The sequence below is a fragment of the Paraburkholderia eburnea genome, assembly GCF_002917095.1.
In the GTDB taxonomy this organism is placed as follows: domain Bacteria; phylum Pseudomonadota; class Gammaproteobacteria; order Burkholderiales; family Burkholderiaceae; genus Paraburkholderia; species Paraburkholderia eburnea.
Genome location: NZ_PQGA01000004.1, coordinates 263636 through 278366, shown reverse-complemented (window position 1 = coordinate 278366; position 14731 = coordinate 263636). Strand labels below are relative to the sequence as shown.

At 64.9% G+C, this 14731-nt stretch carries 15 protein-coding genes; 14 read left to right on the top strand and 1 reads right to left on the bottom strand.

The window, feature by feature from the left end; translation table 11 throughout:
* The first annotated feature begins 102 nt into the window (after positions 1-102).
* Complete coding sequence (locus B0G62_RS11810) at positions 103-1062, top strand: IclR family transcriptional regulator (protein ID WP_103704360.1); 960 nt, start codon at positions 103-105, stop codon at positions 1060-1062.
* 37 nt (positions 1063-1099) lie between these two features.
* Here the strand turns inward: B0G62_RS11810 and B0G62_RS11805 are convergent, their stop codons facing one another.
* Positions 1100-2173 carry a porin gene (locus tag B0G62_RS11805; RefSeq protein ID WP_103704359.1) on the bottom strand — a complete coding sequence of 358 codons (1074 nt, stop codon included), beginning with the start codon at positions 2171-2173 and terminating at the stop codon, positions 1100-1102.
* Between the two features lie 475 nt (positions 2174-2648).
* Between B0G62_RS11805 and B0G62_RS11800 the strand changes: the two genes are divergently transcribed.
* The 13 genes from B0G62_RS11800 to B0G62_RS11740 all read left to right on the top strand — a co-directional run bounded on the left by B0G62_RS11800 (position 2649) and on the right by B0G62_RS11740 (position 14724).
* Positions 2649-2963 (top strand): non-heme iron oxygenase ferredoxin subunit, encoded by a 315-nt coding sequence (locus B0G62_RS11800; RefSeq protein WP_103704358.1) that lies wholly within the window; start codon positions 2649-2651, stop codon positions 2961-2963.
* Position 2964: 1 nt separating this feature from the next.
* Entirely contained in the window at positions 2965-3276 is a 312-nt protein-coding gene (locus B0G62_RS11795; protein ID WP_103704357.1) for a recombinase-like helix-turn-helix domain-containing protein, read from the top strand.
* A 37-nt stretch (positions 3277-3313) separates the two neighbouring features.
* A complete protein-coding gene (locus tag B0G62_RS11790) occupies positions 3314-4399 on the top strand; it encodes an aromatic ring-hydroxylating dioxygenase subunit alpha (protein WP_103704356.1) in 1086 nt (361 codons plus the stop codon).
* Positions 4392-5177: an SDR family oxidoreductase gene (locus B0G62_RS11785; protein ID WP_103704355.1), complete on the top strand. Its 786-nt coding sequence runs from the start codon at positions 4392-4394 to the stop codon at positions 5175-5177. The genes B0G62_RS11790 and B0G62_RS11785 overlap by 8 nt, the downstream gene beginning before the upstream one ends.
* 42 nt (positions 5178-5219) lie before the next feature.
* Entirely contained in the window at positions 5220-5759 is a 540-nt protein-coding gene (locus tag B0G62_RS11780; RefSeq protein WP_103704354.1) for a cupin domain-containing protein, read from the top strand.
* 47 nt (positions 5760-5806) lie between these two features.
* Complete coding sequence (locus B0G62_RS11775; protein ID WP_103704353.1) at positions 5807-6718, top strand: alpha/beta fold hydrolase; 912 nt, start codon at positions 5807-5809, stop codon at positions 6716-6718.
* Positions 6715-7614: an IclR family transcriptional regulator gene (locus B0G62_RS11770; RefSeq protein WP_103704352.1), complete on the top strand. Its 900-nt coding sequence runs from the start codon at positions 6715-6717 to the stop codon at positions 7612-7614. The genes B0G62_RS11775 and B0G62_RS11770 overlap by 4 nt, the downstream gene beginning before the upstream one ends.
* The gene (locus B0G62_RS11765) at positions 7611-8429 is read left to right on the top strand and encodes an SDR family oxidoreductase (protein ID WP_103704351.1); all 819 of its coding nucleotides are present in this window, start codon (positions 7611-7613) and stop codon (positions 8427-8429) included. Before B0G62_RS11770 ends, B0G62_RS11765 begins: the two co-directional genes overlap by 4 nt.
* Positions 8422-10080, top strand: coding sequence for a thiamine pyrophosphate-binding protein (locus tag B0G62_RS11760; protein ID WP_103704350.1), 1659 nt, complete (start codon positions 8422-8424; stop codon positions 10078-10080). The genes B0G62_RS11765 and B0G62_RS11760 overlap by 8 nt, the downstream gene beginning before the upstream one ends.
* Positions 10073-10906, top strand: coding sequence for an aspartate dehydrogenase (locus B0G62_RS11755; protein ID WP_103704349.1), 834 nt, complete (start codon positions 10073-10075; stop codon positions 10904-10906). The genes B0G62_RS11760 and B0G62_RS11755 overlap by 8 nt, the downstream gene beginning before the upstream one ends.
* Positions 10907-11002: 96 nt before the next feature.
* Positions 11003-12496 carry an aldehyde dehydrogenase gene (locus B0G62_RS11750; protein ID WP_103704348.1) on the top strand — a complete coding sequence of 498 codons (1494 nt, stop codon included), beginning with the start codon at positions 11003-11005 and terminating at the stop codon, positions 12494-12496.
* Between the two features lie 24 nt (positions 12497-12520).
* A complete protein-coding gene (locus B0G62_RS11745; RefSeq protein ID WP_103704347.1) occupies positions 12521-13483 on the top strand; it encodes a VOC family protein in 963 nt (320 codons plus the stop codon).
* Positions 13480-14724 (top strand): NAD(P)/FAD-dependent oxidoreductase, encoded by a 1245-nt coding sequence (locus tag B0G62_RS11740; protein WP_103704346.1) that lies wholly within the window; start codon positions 13480-13482, stop codon positions 14722-14724. Before B0G62_RS11745 ends, B0G62_RS11740 begins: the two co-directional genes overlap by 4 nt.
* Positions 14725-14731: the final 7 nt, after the last annotated feature.

Below are 14731 nucleotides of genomic sequence, written 5' to 3'. Positions count from 1 at the left end.
TCCATCGCTTGAATTCTGTTTCATAGGTGGGAGCAGCGCTTCGCGTTATCATTGCCCCCATCACCGAACGGTCCAACAGATTCAAGCAGGTTCAAGCCGCCAATGGCCACTAAAAATACGACTGGCGCGCGCCGTGGCGCGGCGCCGGGCAAGCGCGACGCGCTGCCTGCCGAGGAGACGCAACCCGCTCAGGCGGAGATCGACGCCGACGAAGAGGGCGGCGGCGTTTCCACCTATCTCGTGCCGGGCCTGGAGCGCGGCCTGCGCATCCTCGCGGAATTCTCGGCGCGCGAGCCGGTGCTGGGCGCGCCCGAACTGTCGCGGCGCATCGGCATTCCGCGCACCACCACGTTTCGCCTGCTGCAAACGCTCGAAGCGCTGGGCTTCATCGAGCGCGCCAACGGCGACCGCCAGTATCGGCTGAGTGTGGCGGTGCTGCGCCTGGGCTTCGAATACCTGAGTTCGCTGGAACTGACCGACTTCGGCACGCCGGTGCTGGAGCGTCTGCGCGACGCGACCGGGCTGAGCACGCATTTGCTGATCCGCGACCAGCGCGACGTGGTTTTCGTGGCCAAGGCGCAGACGCGCGAGCCGATGTTCAGCTCCGTGAAGGTGCATGTGGGGACGCGCCTGCCCGCACACGCCACGGTGCACGGCCAGGTGCTGATGGGCGATCTCTCGCTCGTCGAGCTGCGTGCGCTGTATCCCGAGAAGCAACTGGAGCGCTACACCGAGCGCACGCCCGCCACCGTCGCCGACCTTTACACGCGCGTGCGCGAGTTCGCCGAGCAGGGCTACGCGCTCAGCGAGGCGTCGTTCGAAACCGGCATTTCGGTGGTGAGCGCACCGGTGCGCGACCAGTCGGGCAGCATCGTCGCGGCGCTGACCGCAACGGTGCCGCGTTCGGATATCGGCGACGTCGAGCGCGCGCCGCTCGTCGCCGCCGTCTGCGCCGCCGCGATGGATCTTTCCGCTTGCCTGAACTACCGGCCGCTGCCGGGCGACCCGACCGCGGCCCAGGCCGCGCATGCCACGCAACGGCGCAGTCTGCACGGGGCTTGATGCCCGAGACCTGACGCCAGGCATCAGGCCTTGCGCGTCAGAACGAGTGATGGATGCCGGTGAGCACGATGGTCTGGTTGCGCCCGCTCGACACGCCCGCCGTGAAGAACGCCGCCTGCGCGTCCGAATTGGCGTGCTCGTACAACGCGTTCACATAGACCTGCGTGCTCTTCGAGAGCGCATACACATCGCCGATCATCACCTGGGTCCAGCGTCGGCCCGATAGCGTCGTGGTAGCTGCACCGCCCACGATGCTGTTGGCCGTCGTCACCTGGTAGTTCGCGCCCGCGTCGTAGCTCTGGAACGTGTCGGAGTAACCGTTCGATTGCAGCTTCGTGCGCGTATACAGGCCGTGTAGCAGCACCTTGCCAAACGAATACGACGCGCCGATCCCCATGTTTTCCACCTTGTCGGCCATATAGGTCGCGGCGGACTGCCCCTGGAAGGTCGTGAGGCCCGTGGTGGACATCGACACTGAGCGGTCGTGCTCGTTGGACCACGTCGCGCCTGCCTTGAACGGACCATTCGCGTAACTGAGCGAAAACGCCATCGTGCGGCCGGTCGAGAAGTTCGACGTATTGCCGAGGCCGAGCATCGCGCCCGCCGTGAAGCCATAAAATTCAGGAGAACGATACTTCACCGAGTTGTCGTAGGGCACGACGCCGGTATCCGCGAGTTCGTCGATATTGCCCGGGTGGAACGCGTACCAGCTCGCCGCCAGATAAGCCGTGCTGAACGGATCGAGCACGTCGAACGAGAACGGCGTCTGATGGCCGAGCGTGAGCGTACCGAACCGGTCCGAGCTCAGACCCACGAACGCCTGGCGATTGAACAGCGTGCCCGCCTTCGCCATCGCGCCGGTATTCGTATAGAAGCCGTTTTCCAGCTGGAAAATCGCCTTCAGGCCGTCGCCCAGATCCTCACGGCCGCGCAGGCCCCAGCGGTCGGGCTGCATGTTGCCCTGTTCTTCCATCCACTTCGAATGGCCACCCACGTTGCTGACGTAGGCCACGCCTGCATCCAGGCTGCCGTATAGCGTGACGCTGCTTTGCGCCCATGCAGATGAGACGGCGCAGATGCCCGTCAACCCCGCGGCAATGAAGTGCTTCAACTTTGGACTCCTGATCGTATGACGAATGACCGGACGCGAATCCGGCCTGGCTAACCCCTAACCTTTGGCCCTGTTCACACGGCACGGCGCGCTTCTGATCAATGACGGCCCGTTTCGTGATCCGTGTTCGCTACCCGCATCGCATCTATTTGTTCCATATATGGATAGATGTGCTGCCTATGGAAAGTATAGTGATTCCTGCGGGACGCCAAAATACTTTTCTGGGACGGTAGTTGCCCCAGGTGCGGACTAGCACGATCGCTGCAATCACGCGCGTAACCTCTTGCCGGGCAAGCGTTTTAGCAACCGGCGAGGGTGACGCGGAGAGCTTCATTCATGCCCTTTTCAGGATCGGCTCGGTATTTTCCCCAGGGGCGTCGGATTTTTATTTTGTCCTTGGGCGACGACTCCTATAATGACCATACATAAACTAATGTTCCTTATGTGGAACACGGTTGATCGGGAAAGGTGAGAAATGGCTGAAGAATGGCGCTGCGCCGGGCATGCCGGCGATCTGTCCGATGACGCACCGATCGAGTTCAAGCTCGATGGCACGGAGATCGGCATCTACAAGGTGGGCGACGAGGTCTATGCGCTCGAAAACGTGTGCCCGCACGCGTATGCGCTGCTGACGCAAGGTTTCGTCGATGAAGGCACGGTCGAGTGCCCGCTGCACGAGGCGGTGTTCGACATCAAGACCGGCCAGTGCATCAAGGGCCCCGGTGGCCGCGCGCTCAAGCAATACGCCGTGCGCCTCGCCGGTGAAGAAATCCAGATCAAGGTGGAATGACATGCGAGAAATCCCCGTGAACTTCAATCCGATGCTCAAGCCGTGGCTCGCGCCGCAGCCGAACAACGTCGCCGGCAAGGGCGTGATCGAGCAGCCGGGCCAGCAGGAAAACATGGTCTGGCAAAACCGCAAGGCCGAGCCGACGCAGTACGAGAACGACTTCGGCGATGCGCTCGAACAGGTGTTCGAAGCGGGCGCCGTCGAACTCGACGACGTGGTGGCGGGCCTGAACCGCATTGGCTTTCGCACGCCGGAAGGCTCGCCCTGGAACGCCGAGCGCCTCGCCGCCGAATTCCGACTGCTCGCTGACTAAGCCGGCACCCGGACACCCCGAACACGGAAGACCCCACATGACCTCCACATCCGAAGCCGCCGCAGTGAGCGGCGCCGATCCGGTCCGCGCGTATCTGGATCGCGGCATCAAGAACTACTGGTATCCCGTTGCACCGAGCTGGCAGGTGGGCGACGCGCCCATCGGCATCACGCGCCTTGGCGAGCAGATCGTGCTGTGGCGCGACAAGGACGGCCAGGTCAACGCACTCGAAGACCGCTGCCCGCACCGCGGCGCGCGTCTGTCGCTCGGCTGGAATCTGGGCAATCGCGTGGCGTGCTGGTATCACGGCATCGAAGTTGACGGCAGCGGCACCGTGCAGAGCGTGCCGGCTGTGTCCGCGTGCCCGCTCGAAGGCCAGAAGTGCGTGAAGTCGTATCCCGCGCAGGAACATGCGGGCGCGATCTTCCTGTGGTTCGGCGACGATGCGCACAAGGAACCCGCGCCGCTGCAATTGCCCGAAGAACTGGTGGGCGAGGAGTACGCGAGCTTCCTGTGCATGTCGCACTGGAAGTGCAATTATCAGTATGCGATCGACAATGTGATGGACCCGATGCACGGCGCCTATCTGCACGCGACGTCGCATTCGATGGCCGAAGGCGACAAGCAGGCCGATATGCGCGTGCGTAAAACTGACACCGGCCTCATGTTCGAGAAGACCGGCCAGCGCGACGTGAACTTCGACTGGGTCGAACTGGGCGAAACCGGCTGCCTGTGGATGCGTCTGGCGATTCCGTACAAGAAGAAGTTCGGCCCGGGCGGCAGCTTCGGCATCATCGGCTTCGCGGTACCCGTTGACGAAGACAACTGCCAGGTTTACTTCTGGCGCACGCGCAAGGTGCAGGGCTGGCAGCGCGACGCATGGCGCTTCCTGTACCGCAATCGCCTGGAAGGTCTGCATTGGGCGGTGCTGGAGCAGGACCGCTACGTCCTGGAAAGCATGGCGCCGAACGCGCGCGATCAGGAATTCCTCTATCAGCACGACGTGGGCATGACGCGCGTGCGCCGTATGCTGCGCCAGCGTGCGCAGCAGCACATGACGGAGCTCGACGCATTCCGCGCCCAGCAACCCGCTGCCACGCAAGCCGGGCACAGCCATGCTTGATAGCAACCTGGTCAACACGTCGGCGCAGGGCGCACTCGCGGGTCGCCGCGTGATCGTCACGGGCGGCGCGCGCGGTCTTGGCGCGGCGTTCGTGAACACGCTCGCGAAGAGCGGTGCGCGCGTCGTGTTCGGCGACGTGCTGAACGATGCGGGCGAAGCGCTGGCGCGCTCGCTGATCGCGCAAGGCCACGACGTCGCGTTCCTGTCGCTCGATCTCGCCCAGCCCGAGAGCATCAACGCTTTCGTGGAAGCCGCCGCGCTGCGCATGGGCGGCGTGGACGCGCTCATCAACAACGCGGCCATCACCAATTCGGGCGGCAAGTTCGCCAGTGAGATCGCTGTCTCGACGTGGGACGCCGTGATGGACGTGAACGTGCGCGGCACCTGGCTCATGTGCACGGCCGCGCAGCGCTGGCTGCGCGATTCGGGTCGCGGCGCCATCGTGAATATCGCTTCGGACACCGCACTATGGGGTGCGCCAAAACTGCTCGCCTATGTGGCCAGCAAGGGCGCCGTGATCGCCATGACGCATTCGCTCGCACGCGAGTTCGGTGCGGACGGCATCACCGTCAACGCCATTGCGCCGGGTTTGACCGAAGTGGAGGCCACGGCCTACGTGCCCGCCGAGCGTCATGCGTTCTACCTCGAAGGACGCGCGTTGCAGCGCCCTCAGGTGCCCGAAGACGTCACGGGCCCCGTGCTGTTCCTGTTGACCGACGCCGCGCGTTTCGTGACCGGGCAACTGCTGCCGGTCAACGGCGGCTTTGTGATGAATTGACTCGTTCGAATCGAACGTTCGAAAGCTAGAAAGGAGAAAGCGATGGCCGATACCGATATCGATCGCAAGTCGTGGGACCGTCCCGCCGATGCGAGCTTTGATGACTGGATGAACAGCCGCGTGGCGCGCTATGAAACACGCCGCTACGACTGGGACGCCCTGAAGTTCCAGGCCGATTACGACCCGAAGTACCGCCGCGCGCAGATGCGCTATGTGGGCACGGGCGGCACCGGCGTGGCGAAGGACAGCAACACGGTGCCTTCGGGCGGCTTCACGTTCTCGACGATGGTGATTCCGGCCGGCAACATCGGCCCGAGCCACATTCATATCGACGTGGAAGAAATCTTCTTCGTGCTGCGCGGCAAGATGAAAGTGATCTGCGAGAAAGACGGCGAAACGTGGGAAGCCGTGCTCGGCGAGCGCGATCTGATCTCGGTGCCGCCGGGCGTCTACCGGACGGAAATCAACATCGGCGAGGAAGACGCGCTGATGTGCGTGATGCTCGGCTCGTCCAAGCCTATTACGCCGACGTATCCGCCGGATTCGCCGCTCGCGAAGATCAAGCGCGATATGCAGAAGTAAGCATCGCTAAATAGTCAACCCAACGAAGCCAGCCAGAAACTCAAGTCATGAACGAAGCGATCGATATTCACGCCTCATCAGCCGCCACGCTCGACACGCGGCTCGCGCGCTTTGCGCAGCGCGACGTGCGAGTGGGCGAGGCGTGCGTGGGCTATCGCGAGGCAGTCAATGACGCGATGGACGGCAATGAGGCACTGCCGCTCGTGCTGCTGCATGGCATCGGCTCCGGCGCGGCTTCGTGGGTGCAGCAATTCGAAGTATTGGGCGGCGCGCGCCGCGTGCTGGCCTGGGATGCGCCGGGTTATGGCGCGTCCACGCCGGTCGCGAGCGCGTCGCCCGTCGCCGCCGACTATGCGCGCGTGCTGGGCGACTGGCTCGACGCGCTGGGCATCGTGCGCTGTGTGCTGGTCGGGCATTCGCTTGGCGCCATCATCGCGGGCGCATTCGCCGCCGCGCATCCTGAACGCGTGAGCGGTCTGCTGCTGATTTCGCCTGCGGGCGGCTATGGCGCGGCCGATCCGCAGGTGCGCGCCGACAAGCGCGACGCGCGTCTGGCCATGCTTGCCGAACTCGGCCCGCAAGGGCTCGCGCAAAAGCGCAGCGCCAATATGCTGTCGCCGCATGCAGACGACGCCGCACGCGCCTGGGTGCGCTGGAACATGGCGCGCGTGATCCCGCAGGGTTACGCGCAGGCCACGCATCTGCTCGCGAATGCGGATCTCGCCGCCGATCTCGCGCAATGCGCGGGACGTGTGCCGATGGCCGTGGCCGTGGGCGCGCAAGACTCCATCACGCCGCCCGCCGCCTGCGAGCGTCTCGCGCAGATCGCGCAAGCGCCGTTCGACCTGATCGAGCACGCAGGCCACGCGGGCTATATCGAACAGCCCGCAGCCTATAACACGCTGCTCGATACCTTTTGCCGTACCCATCAGCCATCTCAGGAAACTATTCAGCCATGACAGCCGACCTCGCCAGCGCGTCCCCCGACGCCGACGAAGACCGCAGCGACACGAGTTACCGCGTGCCCGGTCTGGAACGGGGCCTGCGCATTCTGACCGAATTCTCGCCGCGCGAGCCGGTGCTCGACGCGCCCGAACTGTCGCGCCGTCTGGGCATTCCGCGCACGACAGTATTCCGTCTGCTGCAAACGCTCGAATCGCTGGGCTTTCTCGAACGCGCCGACCGTGACCGCAATTACCGCCTGGGCGTGGCTGTGCTGCGCCTTGGCTTCGAATATCTGAGTTCGCTGGAATTGACCGATCTGGGCCTGCCGCTCATCGAGTCGCTGCGCGACGCCACCGGCCTGACCTCGCACATCGTAATCCGCGATGGCCGCGACATCGTCTTCGTCGCCAAGGCGCAGAGCCACGCGCCGATCTTCAGCTCGGTGAAGGTGAACGTGGGCACGCGCTTGCCCGCGCACGCCACCACGCATGGCCAGGTCCTGATGGGCGACCTCACGCTCGACGATCTGCGCGCGCTCTATCCGGAGCCGCATCTGGAGCGCTTCACACCTTCGACGCCGGACACGGTCGAGGAACTCTACATGCGCATTCGCGAAGACGCCGAGCGCGGCTACGCGGTGAGCGAATCGTCGTTCGAGCGCGGCATTTCCGTGGTGTCGGCGCCGGTGCGCAACGACACGGGCCGCATCGCAGCCGTTGTGACCACAACGATTCCGCGTCCGGGCATCGAGGCGGCGCTGCTGGATGGCGGGTTGATCGACAAGGTCCGTCACGCCGCCGATGAACTTTCGAAGCGCCTGAATTACCGACCCGGAATGCAGGTTGCGCGTGGTGCAAATAGCGCGGTCGGCAAGAAAACGTCGTACATGAAGGCATTGGGGATCAAATGATTCAACTCGATTTGACCGGCCAGGTGGCGGTGGTGACGGGCGGTTCGTCCGGCATCGGCCTCGCGAGCGCCGAACTCTTTCTGCAGGCAGGCGCATCCGCCGCGATCTGCGGCCGCGACAGCGACCGCCTCGCACGCGCTGAGCGCGAACTGCGCGAGCGTCATCCGCAGGCGCAATTGCTGGCCGTGCGCTGCGACGTGCTCGACGCAAACGACGTCACCGCCTTCGCGAATGCCGTGGAGCAACGCTTCGGCCGCGCCGACATGCTGGTGAACAACGCTGGCCAGGGCCGCGTCTCCACCTTCGCGGATACCACCGACGAAGCCTGGCGCGAAGAACTCGATCTCAAGTATTTCAGCATCATCCGTCCGACGCGCGCGTTTTTGCCGATGCTGCGTAGCACTGCAAAACAAGGGCGTAACGCCTCGATCGTCTGCGTGAATTCGCTGTTGGCGCTGCAGCCCGAGCCGCATATGGTGGCGACTTCGTCGGCGCGCGCGGGCGTGCTGAGCCTCATCAAGTCGCTCGCGGGGGAACTCGCGCCCGAGCATATCCGCGTGAACTCGATCCTGATCGGCATCGTGGAGTCGGGCCAATGGCGCCGCCGCTACGAGAACGACGCCGCCGCGCAGGCCGCCGGCCAAAGCTGGCAGGCATGGACCGGCGAACTCGCACGCAAGAAGCACATTCCACTGGGCCGCTTCGGCCTTCCTGAAGAAGCGGCCCAGGCGCTGTTTTATCTGGCCACGTCCCTGTCGTCCTATACGACGGGCAGTCATATCGATGTATCTGGAGGCGTCGCACGTCATGTCTAAGCAAACCACCGTTGGCGAACTGATCGCCGCGTTCCTCGAACAATGTGGAGTCCAAACCGCCTTCGGCGTGATTTCGATCCATAACATGCCGATCCTCGACGCCATCGGCGTGCGCGGCAAGATCCGCTATGTCGGTGCGCGTGGCGAAGCCGGCGCTGTCAACATGGCCGACGGCCTCGCGCGTGTCTCGGGCGGCCTCGGCGTGGCGTTCACCAGCACGGGCACGGCGGCGGGCAACGCCGCGGGCGCGATGGTCGAAGCCCTCACGGCAGGCACGGCGCTGCTGCACATCACCGGCCAGATCGAAACTGAATACCTCGATCAGGACCTCGCGTACATTCACGAAGCGCCCGATCAGTTGACGATGCTCTCGTCGATCTCGAAGGCGGCGTTCCGCGTGCGCTCGGTCGAAACGGCGCTGCCGACCCTCCGTGAAGCCGTGCGCGTCGCGCAGACCGCACCGAGCGGCCCGGTGAGCGTGGAAATCCCCATCGACATTCAGGCTGCGCTGACTGACTGGCCCGCCGATCTGGGCGCGCCGCATCTCACGACGCTCACGCACGACGAAGCGCGCGTCGAACAACTGGCGAACGAACTGGCGAAGGCGAAGCGCCCGCTGCTGTGGCTGGGCGGCGGCACGCGTCACGCGCGCGCGGCTGTCGAGCGTCTGGTGGCGTTGGGCTTCGGCGTGGTGACGAGCGTGCAGGGCCGTGGCGTGCTGCCGGAAGATCATCCGGCGACGCTGGGCGCATTCAATGTGAGCCCGTCGGTCGAGCGCTTCTACAAGACCTGTGACGCGATGCTCGTGGTGGGCTCGCGCCTGCGCGGCAACGAAACGCTCAAGTACAAGCTCGGTCTGCCGCAACCGCTTTATCGCGTGGACGCCGACGCGCTGGCCGACAACCGCGGCTACCGCAACGCGCTGTTCGTGCACGGCGATGCCGCGCGCGTGCTCGACGCGCTCGCGACGCGCCTTGAGAACAAAATCAAGGTCGACCCGGAATTCGCCGCCGATCTGGCCGCCGCGCGCGATACGGCTGTCGAAGAAACGGCCAAGGGTCTCGGCCCGTATCGCCGCCTCGTGGAAGCGCTGCAGCGCGCCGTGGGTCGCGACTATAACTGGGTGCGCGACGTCACGATCTCGAACAGCACGTGGGGCAATCGCCTCCTGAAGATCTTCACACCGCGCGCGGGCGTGCATGCGCTGGGCGGCGGCATCGGCCAGGGCATGCAGATGGGCATCGGCGCGGCGCTGGCGAATGCAGCGGCCAAGACCGTGTGTCTCGTGGGCGACGGCGGCCTGATGGTCAACGTCGGCGAACTCGCGACGGCCGTGCAGGAAAAGGCCAACGTCATGATCGTGCTGATGAACGACCAGTGCTACGGCGTGATCCGCAACATTCAGGACGCGCAGTACGGCGGCCGTCGCATGTTCGTCGATCTGCACCAGCCGGAGTTCTCGCAATTCTGCGCGAGCCTGGGGCTGAAACACTATCGCCTCTCGTCGCTCGACAACGCTGACGCGCTGATCGCCGAAGGCATGGCGTTCGACGGCCCGGTGCTGCTCGAAGTGGACATGAAGGCCGTGGGCAGCTTCGAAGCCGTGTTCGCCGGGCCGCCGGTGCGCAAAGAGGAACCGGAACATGCATAACGGAAACGCGGTCCACGCAGCACATGCGCCCATCGACATCGCGATGATCGGCTTCGGCGCGATCGGCCAGGCCGTCTATCGCGCGGTCGCAGCGGACCCGCTCGTGCATGTATCGCATGTGATCGTGCCCGAGCATCACGCCGACGACGTACGCAAGCAGGTCGATGGTTCGGTGGAAGTGGTCTCGTCCGTGAGACTGCTTTCGTCGAAGCCGCAATTCGCGCTCGAATGCGCGGGCCACGCGGCGCTCGTCGATCACGTCGTCCCGCTGCTGCAAAGCGGCACCGATTGCGCGGTGGCGTCGATCGGCGCGCTTTCGGATGTCGATCTGCTCGAACGTCTGTCGCTCGCGGCAGACGAGGGCGACGCGACGCTCACGCTGCTCTCGGGCGCGATCGGCGGTATCGACGCGCTGTCGGCGGCGAAGCTCGGCGGCCTGGACGAAGTGCTGTACACGGGCCGCAAGCCGCCGCTGGGCTGGCTCGATACGCCGGCGGAAAAGGTCTGCGATCTGCGCTCGCTCACGAAAGAGCAGGTGATCTTCGAAGGCAGCGCGCGCGAAGCGGCGCGGCTCTTTCCGAAGAACGCGAACGTGGCGGCGACCATCGCGCTTGCGGGCCTGGGTCTGGATCACACCACGGTGCGCCTGATCGCCGATCCGGCGGTCGAGCGCAACGTGCACCGCATCGTGGCGCGCGGCGCGTTCGGCGAAATGTCGCTGGAAATGTGCGGCAAACCGCTGCCCGATAACCCGAAGACGTCGGCGCTCACCGCGTATAGCGCGATTCGCGCGCTGCGCAACCGGGCGGCGCGCTGCGTGATCTGACGCGAGTTTAAGGCTTTAAAACAAGCTTTTTTTGTCGTGATGAAATGCGATGCGTGTGCTGAAGCACCGCATTGCTGGCACCAGGAACAGAGACATATGACTCCCTTCGATACGAGCCTCGTCCCGAACGGCGATATTTTGATCGGCGGCGAATGGCGCCAGGGCCGCGCCGCGCCTTTCGCGAGCCTTTATCCGGCTGACCAGTCGCTCAACATGGAGGTCTCGACGGCCAGCGCCGAAGACGCCGCCGAAGCGGTGGAAAAAGCGCATGCCGCCTGGAAGCACGGCGAATGGGCCGGCATGAAGCCGCATCTGCGCGCACTCGTGCTTTATCGCATCGCCGACCTCATCATGCAGCGTCACGAAGCGCTTGCGCAATTGCAGCGCCGCGACAACGGCAAGCCGATCAACGAAACGCGCGTGCTGGTGGCCAGCGCCGCCAACACGTTCCGCTATTTCGCGGCCTGCCTCGAAACGCTCGACGAAGAAGTCACGCCGTCGCGCGGCGACTATCTGACGATGAGCGTGTACGAGCCGATTGGCGTGATCGCAGCGATCACGCCGTGGAATTCGCCGATCGCGTCGGATGCGCAAAAGCTCGCGCCCGCACTTGCCGCCGGCAATGCGGTGGTGCTCAAGCCAGCCGAAGTCACGCCGCTGGTTTCGCTGGCGCTCGCGCGCATCTGCGAGGAAGCCGGTGTGCCCAAGGGCATCGTGAGCGTGCTGCCGGGCAAGGGTTCGGTGATCGGCGATGTGCTGGTGCGCCATCCGCTCGTGAAGAAGGTGTCGTTCACGGGCGGCACCGAGGTGGGCCGTGGCATCGCGCGCATCGCGGCGGACAAGCTCATGCCGGTGTCGCTCGAACTGGGCGGCAAGTCGCCGACCATCGTGTTCGAAGACGCGGATATCGATCACGCTGTAAATGGCGTGCTCTACGGCATTTTCAGCTCGTCGGGCGAAGCGTGCATCGCCGGTTCGCGCCTCTTCGTGCAGCGCTCGATTTACGACGCGTTCATGAAGCGCCTCGTCGAAGGCGCGCGCAAGCTGCGCGTGGGCGACCCCACGAGCGAAAAGACGCAGATGGGTCCGCTCATCACCGCGAAGCATCGCGAGTCGGTCGAGCGTTACGTGGCGATCGGCCTTGAAGAAGGCGGCCGTTTGCTGTGCGGCGGCGAGCGTCCCGTGGGCGATAACCGCGAAAACGGCTTCTTCTATCAGCCGACGATTCTCGAAGGTCTGAAGAACAGCGCGCGCATCTGCCAGGAAGAGATCTTCGGGCCGGTGCTGGTGGCGATGCCCTTCGACGACGAAGCCGCGCTCATCGAAGAGGCGAACGACAGCGTGTTCGGTCTTGCCGCCGGCATCTGGACGCGCGACTACAAGCGCGCATGGCGCGTGGCCCGCAAGCTCGACGCGGGCACCGTCTGGATCAATACGTACAAGCTGTTCTCGATCTCCACGCCGTTTTCGGGCTGGAAGGAAAGCGGTATGGGCCGCGAGAAAGGCCGGCTTGGCATTCGCGAATACATGCAGCAAAAGAGCCTCTACTGGGGCTTGAACGACGCGCCGCTGCCCTGGGCCAACGCCTGAACGCACGCGCACGGAGCAAGAAACATGACGATTCTCGGCATCGAACAGATTACCTACGGCGTGACGGACCTCGACACCTGCCGCCGCTTTTTCGCGGACTGGGGCTTGAAGGAGACGGCGCACGACGAAACGCGCGCGCGCTTCGAAACGCTCAACGGCTGCACCGTGCTGGCCGTGGACGCCAACGACGCGTCGCTGCCCGCCGCCTTCGAGGAAGGCCCGACGCTGCGCGAAGTGGTGTGGGGCGTGGCCACGCGCGCTGAACTCGACGTGCTGCGCGAGCGCCTCAAAGGCCAGCCTGGTTACACCAGCGATGCAAACGGCGTGGGTTGCTTCGACCCCGCAGGCATGGCGATTCGCGTGGAAGTCACGCGCAAGCGCGACATCGACGTGCAGGGTTCGCCCTCGAACGTGTGGGGCCAGACGCTGCGCGTCGACACGCCTTCGCCGATCTATGAACGCGCGGAGCCGGTCGAAGTGGGTCATGTGGTGTTCTTCACGAACCGCCTCGCCGAACAGGAAGCGTTCTATCACGAACTGCTGGGCTTCGAGACCTCGGACCGTTACCCGAATCGCGGCGCGTTCATGCGCTGCGCGCCGCACGGCGGTCACCATGACCTGTTCCTGCTCGCGCTGCCCGACGGCAAGAAGGGTCTTAATCACGTGGCTTTCACGGTGCGCGATATTCACGAAGTATTCGGCGGAGGCCTGCATATCAGCCGTTGCGGCTGGACCACGCAGCTCGGCCCGGGTCGCCATCCGGTGTCGTCGGCGTACTTCTGGTACTTCAAGAATCCGGCGGGCGGTCTGATCGAGTACTACGCCGACGAAGACCAGCTCACGCCCGAATGGCAGCCGCGTGATTTCGAACCGGGCCCGACCGTGTTCGCGGAATGGGCCATCGATGGCGGTCTCGACGGCAATACGCGCCGCCAGAAGAACGCCGAAGCGCCGAAGGGCAAGTTCATGACGGAGCGTAAGCAATGAGCGACTTGATCGATGCAATCGAATCGGGCGCGGATACGCCGCGCACGGTGGTGGTGATCGGCGGCGGTCAGGCTGCGGGTTGGGTCGTCAAGACGCTGCGCCAGGAAGGCTACGCGGGCCGCCTCGTGATGATCGCCGACGAAACGCATCTTCCCTATGAGCGCCCGCCGCTTTCGAAGGCCGTGCTCGCGGGCGAAGCCGATATCGAAACGGTGCGCATTGCCAGGCCCGATGAATTCGCCGCCCTGAATATCGAAGCGTGGCAACCCGATTGCGCGACGTCGATCGACCGCGCCAATCGCACGGTCACGACGCGCTCGGGCCGCGAGTTGAAGTACGACCGCCTGGTGATTGCCACGGGTGGCGCGGCGCGCAAGCTGCCCGCGAGCGTCGCGAAGAGCGCGCACGTCACGTATCTGCGCACGCTCGATGAAGCGATGGCGCTGGGCGAGCGCCTGCGCCGCAGCCAGCGCGTGCTGGTGGTGGGCGGCGGCTGGATCGGCCTCGAAGTGGCGGCGACGGCGCGCAAGCTCGGCGTCGAAGCGACGGTGATCGAAGGCGCGCCGCGTTTGTGCGCGCGCTCGCTGCCGAATGAGGTCTCGCAATTCCTGCTCGACCTGCATCGCGCGAATGGTGTCGATATTCGTTTGAATGCGCAACTCGTCTCGCTCGACGATCACGGCGACGGCGTGCGCGCGGCATTCGCGGACGGCAGCACGCTCGACGCGGATTTCGCGGTCGCCGGCATCGGCCTTGCACCGCACACGGCGATTGCCGAAGCGGCGGGTCTCGATGTGCAGGACGGCATCGTCGTCGATGAATTCGGCCAGACTTCGGACTCCGATATTTTCGCGTGCGGCGACGTGGCGAATCATCCGAACGCGTGGCTCAAGCGCCGCGTGCGGCTGGAATCGTGGGCCAACGCGCAGAATCAGGCGATCGCGGCGGCGAAGGCCGTGCTCGGCGTGAAGACGCCGTATGCGGAGATTCCGTGGTTCTGGTCCGATCAGTACGACGTGAACCTGCAGATTCTCGGCGAGATTCCTGCCGGTGCCACGCCCGCGCTGCGCGGCAGCCTCGAAGAGAAGCGCGCAACGCTGTTCTTCGTGGAGGACGGCCATCTGCGCGGCGTCATCGCCATCAACTCCGCACGTGACCTGAAGCTCGCGCGCAAGTGGATGAACCAGGGCCGCGCGGTCGATCTCGCGGCGCTCGTCGATACCAGCAAGGCGCTCGCTTAAGGCACGC

What these genes read in the sequence shown, in the direction of transcription:
- B0G62_RS11790 (WP_103704356.1), top strand. Translation starts at nt 3,314, where the DNA reads ATGACCTCCACATCCGAAGCCGCCGCAGTGAGCGGCGCCGATCCGGTC.
- B0G62_RS11800 (WP_103704358.1), top strand. Translation starts at nt 2,649, where the DNA reads ATGGCTGAAGAATGGCGCTGCGCCGGGCATGCCGGCGATCTGTCCGAT.
- B0G62_RS11810 (WP_103704360.1), top strand. Translation starts at nt 103, where the DNA reads ATGGCCACTAAAAATACGACTGGCGCGCGCCGTGGCGCGGCGCCGGGC.
- B0G62_RS11740 (WP_103704346.1), top strand. Translation starts at nt 13,480, where the DNA reads ATGAGCGACTTGATCGATGCAATCGAATCGGGCGCGGATACGCCGCGC.
- B0G62_RS11750 (WP_103704348.1), top strand. Translation starts at nt 11,003, where the DNA reads ATGACTCCCTTCGATACGAGCCTCGTCCCGAACGGCGATATTTTGATC.
- B0G62_RS11755 (WP_103704349.1), top strand. Translation starts at nt 10,073, where the DNA reads ATGCATAACGGAAACGCGGTCCACGCAGCACATGCGCCCATCGACATC.
- B0G62_RS11785 (WP_103704355.1), top strand. Translation starts at nt 4,392, where the DNA reads ATGCTTGATAGCAACCTGGTCAACACGTCGGCGCAGGGCGCACTCGCG.
- B0G62_RS11775 (WP_103704353.1), top strand. Translation starts at nt 5,807, where the DNA reads ATGAACGAAGCGATCGATATTCACGCCTCATCAGCCGCCACGCTCGAC.
- B0G62_RS11765 (WP_103704351.1), top strand. Translation starts at nt 7,611, where the DNA reads ATGATTCAACTCGATTTGACCGGCCAGGTGGCGGTGGTGACGGGCGGT.
- B0G62_RS11745 (WP_103704347.1), top strand. Translation starts at nt 12,521, where the DNA reads ATGACGATTCTCGGCATCGAACAGATTACCTACGGCGTGACGGACCTC.
- B0G62_RS11770 (WP_103704352.1), top strand. Translation starts at nt 6,715, where the DNA reads ATGACAGCCGACCTCGCCAGCGCGTCCCCCGACGCCGACGAAGACCGC.
- B0G62_RS11780 (WP_103704354.1), top strand. Translation starts at nt 5,220, where the DNA reads ATGGCCGATACCGATATCGATCGCAAGTCGTGGGACCGTCCCGCCGAT.
- B0G62_RS11795 (WP_103704357.1), top strand. Translation starts at nt 2,965, where the DNA reads ATGCGAGAAATCCCCGTGAACTTCAATCCGATGCTCAAGCCGTGGCTC.
- B0G62_RS11760 (WP_103704350.1), top strand. Translation starts at nt 8,422, where the DNA reads ATGTCTAAGCAAACCACCGTTGGCGAACTGATCGCCGCGTTCCTCGAA.